The organism is Pseudomonas sp. P9_31 (assembly GCF_034008235.1).
GTDB lineage: Bacteria > Pseudomonadota > Gammaproteobacteria > Pseudomonadales > Pseudomonadaceae > Aquipseudomonas.
Window position 1 is genome coordinate 5458389 of record NZ_CP125375.1, and the last position, 14669, is coordinate 5473057.

General features: G+C 57.4%; 6 protein-coding genes and 1 pseudogene. 3 read left to right on the top strand and 4 right to left on the bottom strand.

The window, feature by feature from the left end; genetic code table 11:
- Positions 1 to 3 precede the first annotated feature (3 nt).
- The 3 genes from QMK51_RS24765 to QMK51_RS24775 are packed head-to-tail and all read left to right on the top strand — an operon-like array spanning position 4 to position 11188.
- Positions 4 to 3873 carry a neuraminidase-like domain-containing protein gene (locus QMK51_RS24765; RefSeq protein ID WP_320392311.1) on the top strand — a complete coding sequence of 1290 codons (3870 nt, stop codon included), beginning with the start codon at positions 4 to 6 and terminating at the stop codon, positions 3871 to 3873.
- Positions 3870 to 8357 (top strand): SpvB/TcaC N-terminal domain-containing protein, encoded by a 4488-nt coding sequence (locus QMK51_RS24770; RefSeq protein ID WP_320392312.1) that lies wholly within the window; start codon positions 3870 to 3872, stop codon positions 8355 to 8357. The genes QMK51_RS24765 and QMK51_RS24770 overlap by 4 nt, the downstream gene beginning before the upstream one ends.
- Positions 8354 to 11188: an RHS repeat-associated core domain-containing protein gene (locus QMK51_RS24775; RefSeq protein ID WP_320392313.1), complete on the top strand. Its 2835-nt coding sequence runs from the start codon at positions 8354 to 8356 to the stop codon at positions 11186 to 11188. Before QMK51_RS24770 ends, QMK51_RS24775 begins: the two co-directional genes overlap by 4 nt.
- Positions 11189 to 11244: 56 nt before the next feature.
- Here QMK51_RS24775 and QMK51_RS24780 read toward each other — a convergent pair whose 3' ends face one another.
- The 4 genes and pseudogenes from QMK51_RS24780 to QMK51_RS24795 all read right to left on the bottom strand — a co-directional run bounded on the left by QMK51_RS24780 (position 11245) and on the right by QMK51_RS24795 (position 14639).
- Entirely contained in the window at positions 11245 to 11613 is a 369-nt protein-coding gene (locus QMK51_RS24780) for a VOC family protein (protein ID WP_258697653.1), read from the bottom strand.
- A 183-nt stretch (positions 11614 to 11796) separates the two neighbouring features.
- Positions 11797 to 12210 (bottom strand): annotated as a pseudogene (locus QMK51_RS24785) (amidohydrolase family protein); the annotation flags it as partial.
- 109 nt (positions 12211 to 12319) lie between these two features.
- Positions 12320 to 13054, bottom strand: coding sequence for a hypothetical protein (locus QMK51_RS24790; protein WP_320392314.1), 735 nt, complete (start codon positions 13052 to 13054; stop codon positions 12320 to 12322).
- 139 nt (positions 13055 to 13193) lie between these two features.
- Positions 13194 to 14639 (bottom strand): SulP family inorganic anion transporter, encoded by a 1446-nt coding sequence (locus tag QMK51_RS24795; RefSeq protein ID WP_320392315.1) that lies wholly within the window; start codon positions 14637 to 14639, stop codon positions 13194 to 13196.
- Positions 14640 to 14669: the final 30 nt, after the last annotated feature.

Genomic DNA, 14669 nt, shown 5'->3' on the forward strand with positions numbered 1-14669 from the left:
AACATGTCTGCAACCATTGAAAAACAATTGAACGAAAGCCTGCGTGATGCGCAGCTCGGGCTCTATCTGTCAGCGATCGTTCCTCAAGACGAGACACTGAAAGCCCTGAAAATCGCAGAGCACCTCAAGACGGCCAATGACCTGTATCACTACTGGCTGCTCGACGTGTCGGTCTCCCAGGAGGTGCCCACTACCCTCGTGGCCTGCGCCACTGCCAGCCTGCAGCAATACATCAACAGCATTCTGACCAACATGGAACCGGGATATCACACGGCGCAGATTCCGTCCGATCAGGTCGAAACCTGGCGCACCGTCATGCATCACTATCCGACCTGGGTAACCCATCAGCGGTTGCACTATTTCCCTGCGGTCTATCTTGACCCGACCCTTCGCAAGACAAAAACCGACAGTTTTCAGCAACTGGAAAACGACATCGACCAGAACCAACTGACAACCGAGTCGGTTCAAACTGCGGTACTGGCCTATCTGGCAAGGCTTGAAGAAGTGGCCAATCTGACCACGATCAATGGCTATATCAACGGGGATGATTTTGCCAACAGCACCTATTACTTCATCGCCAAATCCACCATCGCCAACACCTACTACTGGCGTTCGCTGGACATGGCGTGCCGCCCTTCGGTCTCAGGTGTTTCCGGCGCTAAATACGATGCCCCCGAACCACAGGCCTGGTCGGACTGGAAACGCGCCAACCTGCCGATCTCCGAAAGCGCCATCGAACACACTATTCGCCCGGTCGTGTTCAACAATCGCCTGTACGTGATTTGGGCCGAATGCATCGTCCAGGACAAGGCGGCTGTAACCAAGACGGCGCAGAGCCAAAACGACAGAATCAACCCGCTGTTCCGTTTGAACCTCTGCTACAAAAAATACGACGAAAGCTGGAGCACACCGCAGGCCTGCCTGCAGGGTTACGGTTCGCACGATTTGCTTCACGACCTGACCTCGAGCGAGCTCAGGAAAAAAACACGAACCATTGCCATTCATGAAAAGTCGGGGACTACGGATTCACTTTTCATTGCACTCTATGTTGATGGCGAGCACTACCAAGCAAGGTCCGGCCCGCCGCTCCTGGTTTCGATGTCAGCCCATATAGATAAAGACTCGAAAACCACGCAAGAGCTTAACCTCACACCCGATGACTTGAGCAAATCAAAAGCCTCGGATACGTCACAGTTTGCATTGGTACGAAACCGGTCTTCCGGCACGGAAAAGAAACTTCAATTCAAGTACTCGACCACAGACAAGACACTGTCCCCACCCAAAATCAGCTCACGTAAGGACACAGCCTCAGGTACGGCAGAGTTCATCGACTTTGCAGGCTCAACAATCGAACTCAGTGACGACAGAAACCGTTCGAACGGGAAGCGTGCGCCCATCCGAATGAACATCACGTTCGCCAAACACTTGATCGAGCGCGCCGAATCGAGCATGGACACGTTGCTGAGCTGGGGTTCCCAGCACTTGCCGGAGCCATCTTTAAAAGAAGGAGGCGCGACAGAACCAATGGATTTCTACGGCGCCTATGGTCGCTACTTTGTCGAGTTGTTCTTGTACCTTCCATGGCTGGTAGCGCACCGCTTCAAGGCTGAGCGCCAATACAGCGAAGCCGAACGCTGGCTGCATTACCTGTTCAATCCCGGCCGCAAAAAGGTCACTGGCATGAACCCCGACTACTGGAATGCGGTGCCGTTGATCAGCTCCACCATTCCAGCCCCCGGTCAAACCACCTACGCCATCCAGGGCCCACAAGATCCGCATCAAATTGCCCTCAGTCATCCGGTGCACTTTCGCAAAGCGTTGTACCTGCTCCATGTCGATATCCTGCTCAACCGCGGTGACACGGCGTTCCGAACGCTGACCCCAGAGGGTCTGACGGAAGCGAAATCATGGTACATCCGCGCCCTGGACCTGATGGGCCCCCGTCCGGACCTCAAACAAACCGATCCCTGGACTACTGTCCCGCTGGAAAATTTCAGTGGCGATACCAACGAGGGACTGCGAACGTTTGAACAACTACTTGGCAAAGACAAAAAACACCAGTCCGCTTCCTCCGCAGTAGTGCCGCAAATATGTGTGCGTCCTTATGCATCCCCTCCCTCGGTCCATGCCATTGATACCCCCCATTTGCGTTTACCGTTCAACCCGGTACTGATCGCGCGCTGGGAGAAACTGGAAAGCCGTCTGCATAACCTCAGGCACAATCTCGATATCGTCGGTCGTCCATTGAAGCTCCCACTCTTCGCCCCCCCCATAGCACCCGGCGACCTGCTCGGCTCCAATCCCCCACGCGCCGCGGAGCCCGGCATCGCCCAGCACCTGGGCTCAGAGATTCCGGCGTACCGTTTCAGTGCCCTGTATGCCCATGCCATGAGCGCGGTCGACACGGTGATTCAATTCGGCACCACCCTGCTGTCGTACATCGAACGCCGCGAGCAGGCCAGTTATCAAGAGTTTCAGCAGCACCATGTCTGGGACATCGCCAACATGGCAGTAGACCTGCAGACCCAGGCCCTGAAGGTCGACGAGAAAAACCGGGCAGCCTTGCTGGCCAGTAAAGCCATCGTCGAATGCCGGCGGGATTACTACAGTCAGCGGGTCAACGAGGTCATCAATCCGGAAGAAGTGGCAGCTGCCGTTTCACATCTGACGGGGCGCATCGCAGAAGCAAGCGCCCACGCGGCCCAGGCACTCGGTCAAGGCCTGAAAGTCGCGCCCAACATTTTTGGCCTGGCAGACGGTGGTCATCGCCTGGAGGGTGTGCCCTTCGCCATGATGGCCGGGGCTCAAGGCGTGGCGGCCGCCGCCCATGGCGCTGGTGAGGCCCTCGAACGGGCCGCGCAATACCGTCGTCGCCATCAGGAATGGACGCTCGCCCACGACCAGGCAAAGCTGGAGATCGAACAGATTGATGCACAACTGGCGCTGGAGGCCGAAAGAGAGACCGCCTCGCGACTGCTGTTACGACAGACTCAAGCGTCCCTGACCCAAGCCCGGGCCTCCTACGACTTTCTCAGCAAGCGCTTTACCAATGCGCAGCTTTACCAGTGGTTCACCAATCAACTCTCAAGCTTCTACTACCAGGTGTATGACTCGACCTTTTCGCTGTGCCAGTTCACCGAACTGAGTTGGCGCTACGAGATGATCGACTACACCACACAACCGTTCTTCCAGCACCAGACCTGGAACAGCACCTATCGTGGGCTCGGCCCTGGCGAGCGTATGAAGTTGAGTTTGCTCAAGATGAAGAACGCTTATCTTCTGGGCAACGAACGCGAGCTGGAAATCCGCAAGACCGTGTCGTTACGTCAGCTCAAGGCGAAGGAGGAGAGCAAGGGCACGCCCCCGACATCGATCAATAAACCCTGGGAAGATACGCCCGGAGCAGACGGCACGGCGACAACCGACGGGATCAAGTCGGAGCTTGTAAAGACCGGCTCATGCGAGTTTGAACTGACGCAGTCCCTGTTCGACAACGACTACCCCGGCCACTGCCTGCGCCGGATCAAGAGCATCGGCATTTCCCTGCCGGCCGTCCTGAGCCCTTATGAAGACATCCGCGCCACGCTGACCCAGACGGGTAGCGAAGTCGTCATGCCGGGTACCGACAAGCCCCCCATTAAAAGTCTGCGGGCCAATCAGCAAATAGCGCTCTCGACGGGCATCGACGATAACGGCCTGTTCACCCTGAGTTTCCAGGACGAACGTTACCTGCCTTTCGAATACACGGGCGCGATTTCGAAGTGGAAGCTGTCGTTTCCCAATCATGCTGCTCAGAAGTCCATGCTCGAATCGCTCACCGACATCATCGTGCACGTGAGCTACACGGCCAGAGCAGGCGGAGGTTCGCAATGAGCGAACAAACAGCATTGCCTGTTATCACGCCGTCACTGCCCAAGGGTGGCGGTGCCATCCAGAGCATTGGCAAAGGCTGGGGTGCCATCGGCGCCCACGGCGCAGCCTCTTATGAGATTGCCTTGCCGATTTCACCAGGTCGCGGCTTTGCACCTTCCTTGTCACTCAGTTACGGCAGTTCGGTCGGCAACAGTGTGTTTGGCATCGGCTGGGGGATGTCATTGCCCACTGTTGCGCGACGCACCAGCAAGGGTGTACCGGCTTATGCCGAGGATGACGAGATTGTCGGCCCCAGCGGTGTCGTGTGGCTGCCCGAGCGCGATCAAAAGGGCGTCATCACCTCAACCCGCATCGATCGTTACAACGAGCTGGAACTGGGTACAACCTATACTGTTGTGCGCCACTTCCCGAGAATCGAAAGCAGCTTCGACCGGATTGAACATTGGTCTTCGGAGAGCGACAAACCGGGTTTTTGGTTGGTGCACGGTGCCGATGGCAGCCTTCACCTGTACGGAAAAAATCCGGCATCGCGTCGTGCCGATCCCCAGGACACGAGCCGCGTCGGCGAATGGTTGCTAGAGGAGAGTCTGAATTCACACGGCGAGCACATCCTTTACCAGTACAAGAGAGGCGCAACAGCCCAGCGCTACTTGAGCCGTGTGAGCTACGGCAATTTCAAGGCCGATGCACACCTTTACTCATGGCAAGCAGATCGGCTGAAGCCTGTGCAATGGCATTTCGAGTTGATACTCGACTACGGCGAACGGAGTACAGAGTACGAACACAAACCGCTATATGAAGGCCAACAGTGGCAAGCCCGTAGCGACGCGTTTTCCAGCTTCGCCTACGGTTTTGAATTACGTACCGAACGCCTGTGCCGCCAGGTTCTGATGTTTCACCGCTTTCCCGATGAGTTAGGCACCGCACCCGTTCTGATCCGACGCCTGCTACTCGATTACCGCCAGACGCCTCTGGGTTACCACCACCTGAGCGCTGCCCATGACCAGGCGTTTGGCAACTCGGCAACCGCCGATAGCCGTCCCCCCATTGAATTCAGCTACAGCGAGTTCAAGCGCCTGCCTGATACCCACGCCTGGCAGCGCTTTCAGAACATGCCGGGGCTCAACGACAGCCAAGGTTATCAACTGGTGGACTTGTACGGCGAGGGCCTGCCGGGCGTGCTCTATCGAAATGACAGTGGCTGGTATTACCGCGAACCCATGCGAGCCGAAGCCAAAAGCGATGAAGTGGCTTACGATCAGTGGCGAGCGTTACCCAACATTCCCGTTGCCGACACCGCAAAACCTGTGCGCCAGTCACTGAGTGACCTCACGGGCGACGGTCGGCTGGACTGGGTCATTGCTCAGCCGGGGTTGAGCGGTTTTTTCTCCCTCGGCCCCGACCGAAACTGGTCGGATTTCGCCACGTTCAATGCGTTCCCTGTGGATTTTTTCAATCCGCAAGGGCAGTTGGCCGATCTGATCGGCGAAGGGCTCAATGATCTGACGCTGATAGGCCCACGCAGTGTTCGCTTGTACGCCAATCAACGAGAACAAGGTTTTTCAGCTGCCCGTGACGTGGCTCGTAAAGAGGACGAAGACGCCCTTCCTTTACTTACCTCTTCGCCCACCGAACTGGTGGCCTTCAGCGACATCCTGGGCAGTGGCCAGCAGCACCTGGTGCGCATTCGTCACAACGAGGTGAAGTGCTGGCCAAACCTGGGTCGTGGACGTTTCGGTAAAGGCATCGTGCTGGGCTCTCCTGGCCTTGCATACGAAACATTCGACGCCTCGCGAATCCGTCTGGCGGATCTGGACGGCTCTGGCGCCGCCGACCTGATCTATCTGGAAACGGATCAGGCGCGGATTTTCATGAACCGCAGCGGCAATGGTTTCGCCCCTTCAGTGGCCCTGCCATGGCCGGAAGGTGTGCGCTACGACCGTTTCTGCCAGGTGAGCATCGCCGACCTGCAAGGACTTGGCTGCTCCAGCCTGATTCTGAGCCTGCCGCACATGACACCCCGTCATTGGCGCTACGACTTCGTCAGTGCAAAACCGTATTTACTCACCGACACCAATAACAATATGGGCGCCGCCGGCAGCATCAGCTACCGCAGCTCGGCGCAGGAATGGCTGGATGAAAAAGCGGAGAAAATCAAAGCCGACAAGCCCCGCACCTGTCATGTGCCAATGGCCCTGCATCTGGTATCGAAACAGACCCGGCTCGACGAGATTACCGGTAATCGACTGACCCAGAGCTTCTCCTACCGCCAAGGCTACTACGACGGCATCGAGCGGGAATTTCGCGGATTCGGCCTGTTGCTGCAAACCGACAGTGAAACCAACCCCGATGATGCCGACTCGCAAGGTTTCACCACGCCATGCCAGACAAAGAGCTGGTTCCACACCGGGCAAGCGGTGGATCTGCCCCGCACCGGTTATCACAGCGCTGACAAAGCAGCAGTCGCATTGGGTAAGGCACTGCTTTGCCAATACCAGCCAGAGCTCAAGAACGACACACGCATCACATCCCCAGACACGGCAACAACCCTCGAAATGGCCCGCGCCCTGAGTGGGCATTTATTGCGCATCGAGACCCTCGGAATCGATAAGCGCCTGAAAACCAGAACGCTTTATTCGGTTCAGGAAAACCGCTATCAGGTACGTTTGCTACAAACACTTGAGGGTAATCGGCGCTATGCCCGGATGTTGCCGCTGCTGTTGGAATCCATCAGTTATCAGTACGAAGGCATTGCCGATGATCCGCAATGCCGGCACACCCTTAATCTGCAGCACGACCTGTTCGGCACATTGACCCACAGCGTGAACGCCCATTACGCCCGACGTAAAACCCGCAGCAATACACCGCCGTTCAGCGATGCCGACCAGCAACAGTGGTGGCGCGATGCTCATGATCCGGCACAGCAGTTCTACTACGTGAACGAAAGCCTTGCCGAATTCATTCATCTGGATAGCCCCCAGGAATGGCGGCTGGGTCTGCCTTATCGCCAGCGTACCAATGCGTTGAAGCGACCCAAGGCGCCCGAGGCTGGAGGGCTGACCACAAAGGATATGACTTACGAAAAGCTCATCGAACTCGTCAAACAAACCGCCTGGACGACCCAACACGTCCTCACCGGACTGTCCGTGCAACGCTACAAAAACACCTCAACCGCAGAAGCCCTGCCGGACGGCGTCGCCCACTTCGAAGCCTTGGCCGACCATCTGGAAACCGCCGAGCTGGACGAAACAGCCCTAAAAGCCTTCGACGTGTTGTCGCCAGCGGCTCGCCCCAAGGGAAGACTGCTCGAACGAAGTGGCTATTACCGGATGAACGATTTCCTTCCCGTAGCCACGTCTCCCAGAAAACTCTGGTCAGTCAAAAGCAGTTTCTCGACCTACGCCGCACTGGAGGGTTTTTACAAGACACAGACCCTGCGGTCGAGTAAGAGCCATGGTGTGACCGAGGTCAGCTACGACAACTATCACTGTCTCATCACCGCGCTCAAACGGCCCGATGGCTGTGTCACCAAGGCTACCTACGATTACCGCTCACTCCAGCCCCGGTGCATCACTGACCCGAACGGGAACATTCAAGAAGGGCTCCATGATGGTTTCGGCCAAGTGCTGGCCACCAGCATTTACAGCAACAAGAGCAATGCGCTCATAGGTTTCAAACCTATCGCTCAATACAAGCGTCCGGAGTTCACCAGCCCGACCGAAGCGATCAACAATGCAAAGGGCGCGCTGCTGGACGCCGCCAATGCCATCTACTACGCGCCATTCAGCTGGATGGGGCGCGTCTCGGACGCAGCGCTGAAGGACCACGACTGGCTAATGCGCTGCGTGGCCAACGGTGATGTGCTGCCAACCGGATACATCTGCGCTTCGGTCCGCAGTCGCCTGGCAGGCCTTGAAACACTCTTGGCCGATGAAGCGAAACTGAAAACCGAACTCGCAACCTCGGCCCGTGAGCCGATACACATCGCCACCCTGGTCGCCGATCGCTACCCCAGTGACAACCAGAGACAAATCCGCATCACCGTCACCTGCTGCGATGGCTTCGGCCGAACACTGCAAAGCAAGCAACAAGTCGAATCGGGTACGGCCTACGTCGTCAACGCCAAGGGAGAACTGACCCTCGAGGACGGAACACCGAAGGAGCTGACCGCAGCAAAGCGCTGGCGTATCAGCGAACGGGTGGAATACAACAACAAGGGATTGGCGATCCGGACCTACCGCCCTTACTTCGCCGATCAGCATGACTACATCAACGATGTGTCCTTGCGACAGTTCGGCCATTGCGATCTGCAGTTTTACGATGCGTTGGGGCGCCCTACGCGTACACGTCTGGCAAAACAAAATGGCCTTTCCTATCTGCGGCGGCAAACCCGTCATCCCTGGTACACCGTGGATGAAGACGAGAACGACACGCTGCAAGAGGTCATGTCCGAACAACTCCCGACAACCGGAGGTGAGGCATGAGCGCACGCCTTCACTGCAAGACACCGACGATCAACGTAGTCGACAGCCGAGACCTGACGGTCCGGCATGTCGCTTATTGGCGTAGTGATGCAGCCAAGGCTGCGCAGGCGCGCATTACCCGTCAGCAGTACGACACTGCCGGACGCCAGATTGCGCAGTGGGACCCTCGACTGTTTGGTAAAACGCCAAAGGCCAATCTGACGACCCTCTACAGCCTGTCCGGCAAAGCGCTGTTAGTGGACAGCGTCGACGCCGGGTGGCGCCTGAGTTTGCCTGGCGACGCCGGACAGACACTGCGTAGCTGGGATCAGCGTGGCAATCATTGGCAAACAACCTACGACAATCAGCTAAGACCGACCGAAATCCAGGAGCAGGCAGCAGGCCAGGATCTGCGGGTGGTCGAACGCTTCAGCTATGGCGATAGCTCATCTGAATCCGCCAGACACAACCGCTGTGGCGCGCTGACTCGCCACGATGACAGCGCCGGTACCCTGCTCATCGATGAGTACGCACTCTGCGCCAAACCTTTGAGCCAGACACGACACTTCCTTCTGGACGCTGAACGGCCGAACTGGCCAGCGGATGAGCAGGAACGCAATGGATTGCGCAAAGAGGGCGATGGCTACAAAACGGTCTGGGACTACGACACACAGGGAGAAATCATCCGACAGATCGATGCCGGCCAACACCAACAGCGCTTCTCGTTTGATGTCGCCGGCCAGCTCAAGTCCGTGAACCTGAAAATAAAAGACGCTGCGAGCGAAAAAAACATCGTGAAGGATCTCGTCTACAACGCGTTTGGCCAGGTCGAATCCCAGACGGCCGGGAACGGTGTGATCAGTCGCGCCGTGTTCGATTCGGCCAGCGGCCGCTTGATCTCACTCACCGCATCCGTATCTGCCAACACCTTGCAGGATTTGCACTACACCTATGACGCGGTGGGCAATGTGACGCGCATCGAGGACAAGGCCCAACCGGTGCAGTTCGGCAGTAACCAACGGGTCGAAGCGGTCAGCACCTTCACCTATGACAGCCTCTACCAACTGACCGGCGCGACGGGCCGTGAAGCGGCGGGACCGCACAACCAACCCCACCTGCCCATCTTCAGCAGAACACCGATCGACGCCCGGCAACTGTTCAACTTTACCGAGCACTACAAGTACGACACCGGCGGCAATCTGACCGAACTGCGCCATGTTCGCGACCGCAGCAACTACACCCGGACCCTGAACGTTGCCGCCGCAAACAATCGCCTTCTGTCCTGGAGCAAGGGCGACTCAACACCTGACATTGCAGCAAGCTACGATGACAACGGTAACCAGCAGGCGTTACATCCGGGTCAGGCGCTGGAATGGAACCCCCACAATCAGCTTGCCAGCGTGATGCTGATCCAGCGTGAAGAGGGACGCGATGACATTGAGCGCTACTGCTACGACAGCAGCGGTCAACGTGTACGCAAGATTCAAACGACTTATGCTGCATCAGTGACTCACACCCGGGAAGTCCGTTATCTGCCGGGCATCGAGATACGTACCCGCACTAACGAGCGACTGGAAGTCATCACCCTGCAAGCCGGCCGCTGTAGCGTACGTTACCTGCACTGGACCCAAGGCCGGCCGGCCGGTATCGCGGCAAACCAGCTGCGCTATAGCCTTGACGACCATCTGGGCTCCAGCTCACTGGAACTCGACGACCAGGCCTGGCTCATTAGCCAGGAAAGCTATTTGCCTTATGGCGGGACTGCCTGGACGGCATCCCGTTCGGCTGTGGAGGCCGACTACAAAACCATTCGGTATTCCGGCAAGGAGCGCGACGCCAGTGGCCTCTATTACTACGGACACAGGTATTACGCACCGTGGTTGCAGCGGTGGATCAGCGCCGACCCGGCGGGCACGGTCGACGGGCTGAACTTGTATTGCATGGTTGGGAATAATCCGCTGCGTTACATCGATCATCACGGCACTCAAAAAGACGAAGCCGCCATCAAGGAAGAATTAGGGGCCTATTCCAACATTTTGAGCGAAGTGAACAAAAGGGTGGGCACGCTGAACCATCAGCTCTACAACAGCATGAGAAAAAGAGACATCGTAAAAAGACTGTTTCAGAGTTACGGCTATAACGCAGTGAGGCATGTGATGGCATTGGGGGCGGGCCTGCTGGCCGCACCAACCGGACCGACTGGTATCGTGGGGGCGACAGTCGCCACTTCTTTAACGACTGACTCGCTTGCCGGGAAATTCAATGCAACACGGCATATGCCCGTCGCCATGTATCCCCAGGCCAGGCGACTAGAGCCTGACGATATAGAATACACAGCACGGACGGCTTTCTATGACGCGAACGAAAAGTTACAGCACGCAAAAAAGAAGGACCTGAATCCGCAGCACGAGATCGGGCGGAAAAATCTGTCGGTGATGGCAACCGGCTTCGTTCTGACAAAGGTGCTTGAGGTCAAAGGAGCGTGGATTCCAAACTTTGAATCGTCGACCCAAGCTACCAAAGCCCTCGACGGTCTGCCGGGACAGAAAATCGAGCGTTTGAACAATGCCCTGATCGAACTCGACAACTTTCTGGAGCACGATACTCACGCCATCAACGCAGCATTTGACGAATTGGGGGTGGATGAGTTTTATGCCTCGGGTGTGAAAGGCCAGCTGGGTCGAGCCACTGATCGCATGGCCAACCGTATAGGCATAGAAAGCTCAAGCCTCATAAGCCGCACCTCAATGCAAAGTGAGATGGCCATCTCGCGCGCAACGATACAAAGAGGACGGGAGTTACTGTTCAAGCTTAATGAACACAACAAATCGCAAGGTAAGTTTTTTGTTTGAAACTGGCCAGGCGAGGCCTCTCGGGACATCGGCAGCTCTCGCTTAACCTCGCTCAATCAAACACTGATCGCATTGGTAAACACCAACCGATTGCCGAACGGATCACTAATGGTCATGTCCTGGCTCCCCCATGGCATGGCCTGAATCTGTGGACGAGCGAAAGAATATTCCTTGGCCAGCAATTGCTGCTGGAACGCCTCCAACTCATCGGTCTCGATGCGCAGGGCTGATCCCGGTGTCGCGTCGCCGTGGTGTTCGGACAAGTGCAGCACGCATTCGCCACGGGAGATTTGCAAGTACAACGGGAAGTCCACTTCGAAGCGATGCTGCCAGTCGATCTTGAACCCCAGGAACTCGACGTAGAACTCCAATGCCTTGGTTTCATCGAAAATCCGCAGGATCGGGGTGGTTTTGCCGAAACTCATGGGGTAGCTCCCTGACTGAATGAGCCCAGTGTAGCTGGGCTGGATGTCAGCGCTTCGGCTTGGTAGCGGCTTTCTTTAACCCCAATGTGCCACCATGAGACACAGATCAAAGGATCGAAGCCTTCGGCAGCTCCTGCGGGCGTTCACATGTCTCTGTAGCTGCCGAAGATGCAATCTTTTCTATCAATGAAACCCTTTGCGCAATTCCCCTTCCCGCGCCAGAAACCGCCCTTCCCTTCTGCCGTTCGCCTGACCGTCGCAGTAACTCAAGACACCGTTGACCCACACCCCATCAATCCCTTGCGCCGCCCGTTGCGGATCGTTGAAGTCCGCCACATCGCGAATCGTCGCTGGATCGAACAACACCAGGTCCGCCCAATACCCTTCACGAATCTCGCCACGCGCCGTCAAGCCAAATCGCGCCGCCGACAGCCCGGTCATCTTGTGCACGGCGGTGTGCAGCGGAAACAGACCAACGTCGCGACTGAAATGCCCGAGCACTCGTGGGAACGCCCCCCATAAACGCGGATGCGGAAACGGGGCTTCCGGCAATCCGTCGGAGCCAACCATCGACAGCGGATGCGCGAGGATGCTTCGTAAACTTGACAATGACATTGTCGTAGCTGAAGTCGTACATCTCTATTCCTTGAAAAGTCACGATGCAGTGAGCCGAGATCAAATCGAGCTCTGTATCGAGATCAAGTCATCAGAGATTGCGCGATAGCGCCCTGCGCACGCTATCGCTGTTCAGCACAGGGCTTTCAGTCTCGACAGGGGGTTGCGCCGGTGCAGGACTTTCGACCTGGAAAGAGATTTCAGCCTGGACCGGGCTTTCAACTTGAACAGGGTTTGGTGCCCGACCGCGACTGGCGACCTGATTGTCCAGCTTCTCGATGTAGGCGTTCAAATCGCTAATCAGCCGTTTCTTGCGCTGGGAGCCTTGATACCACGCGTAGCAAAAATAGCCCGCTGCCGCCAGGAAGCCTAGCCCGGCTGTAGCAAAACCAGCGATGCACAATCCAAGCACGATCAGCACTGTCTTCCAGTTAAAGGGCGACAGCTCCAGCTCGGTATTCAGTACGTTCGCGTCACGCAACACCCAGCGCTTGGACGCCGTGTGGTTCTGCAAAATGGTGTGCAGAGGCGAACCATCCTTTTTCAAGGCACTGATCAAAGAGATTTCCTGACCTGTGCGCAAAGGAATGTCCACACCGCGCAGCTTTACATCGTGCTCGACGCCGTCCGGGGTTTTGACCCAGATCTCATGATTGATGATTGAAACAGAACTGATGCGCACAGGCGTCACATCACCGTCGTTACCGTTCACCTGAACGCCGCCCGTGGATGTCACACGGGTCTCGCTCAGTTTTTCGCTGCCCACCACTTCACCGCTCAAGACAGTGAAAGAAACGGTTCTATCGCCATGGGTGAAGTTGAGCATTTCGATTCCTTGATAGACCCACGTCGATCGACGTGCAGGAGAAAATCCGTATGCGGCGGATGCTACTAAGTAGCCATTATGCTGTCCAGAATTCGCCCGCACCAGTGACGCGGAGTATGGGAACGATCACTCATCGATTTCAGTCGTGATGCTCGCTGGCGCGTTTGAGCAGTTTCTTGCAGCGTTCGGACAGGTGCAGTACGCGTAGCTGCTTGCCAGCCTTGGCGTAGCGCTCGCGCAATGTCTTCAGCGCGGCGATAGCCGAGTAGTCGACAAAGCTCAGGTGGCGACAATCAAGGGTCACCTGGGCCGGGTCATTGGCGGGGTCGAACTGGTTGAGGAACGGCGTGGTAGAGGCGAAAAACAGTGTGCCGTGCAGGCGGTAGAGTTTGCTGCCGTCGCTTTCCTGATGACTGTCGGCATACAGCTCGCGAGCCTGCTGCCAGGCAAAGTTGAGCGCCGCAATGATGATCCCGCATAACACGGCGACGGCCAGATCGGTGAACACCGTAATCACCGTTACCGCGATGATCACCAAGACATCGTTCAGCGGCACCTTGTCCAGCACCCGCAGCGAGGCCCAGGCGAACGTCTGCTGCGACACCACGAACATCACCCCGACCAGCGCGGCCAGCGGGATGCGCTCGATCAGCGGCGAAAGGAACAGCACGAACAGCAGAATCATCCCCCCGGCCACCGCACCGGACAGCCGACCGCGACCGCCGGAGCTGAGGTTGATCATGGTTTGCCCGATCATCGCGCAGCCACCCATGCCGCCGAACACGCCAGAGACGATGTTGGCAGCGCCCAATGCCACGCACTCACGATCCGGGAAGCCACGGCTCTCGGTGATCTCGTCGGCCAGGCTCAGGGTCAGCAGGGTTTCCAGCAGGCCAACCAACGCCATCAATATCGCGTAAGGGGCGATGATGCGCAGGGTTTCCAGGTTCCAGGGGATGTCTGGCAGCGCAACACCCGGCAAGCCGCCAGCAATGTGCGCCATGTCACCCAGGGTGCGGGTCGGCAGGCCGAGCAGGTAAACCGCCAGCCCAACGCTCAGAATCGCCACCAGCGCCGGCGGCACGGCACGGGTCAGGCGCGGCATCAGGTAGACGATGGCCATCGTCAGCGCCACCAGCCCGATCATCATGTACAGCGGTGTGCCACTCAACCAGGCTTCACCGCTCTTGAAGTGCTCCAACTGGGCCAGGGCAATGACGATCGCCAGACCGTTGACGAAGCCGAGCATCACCGGGTACGGCACCATGCGCACCAGCTTGCCCAGCCTCAACAGACCGAACGCCAGCATGATCAGCCCGCCCAGCAGCACCGTCGCCAGCAAGTACTGGACACCGTGCTGCACCACCAGCGCGACGATCACCACGGCCATCGAGCCGGCGGCGCCGGACACCATCCCCGGCCGTCCGCCGAAGAGCGCAGTCAGGGTGCAGATGATGAAGGCGCCGTAAAGCCCCATCAGTGGATTGAGGTGAGCCACCAGCGCGAAGGCGATGCATTCGGGTAGCAGGGCGAAAGAGGTCGTGAGTCCGGCCAGGACATCGGCACGCAGACGTATGGGTTTCATGGCTTACCTAAAAATGCAGGCGGGAGAAGA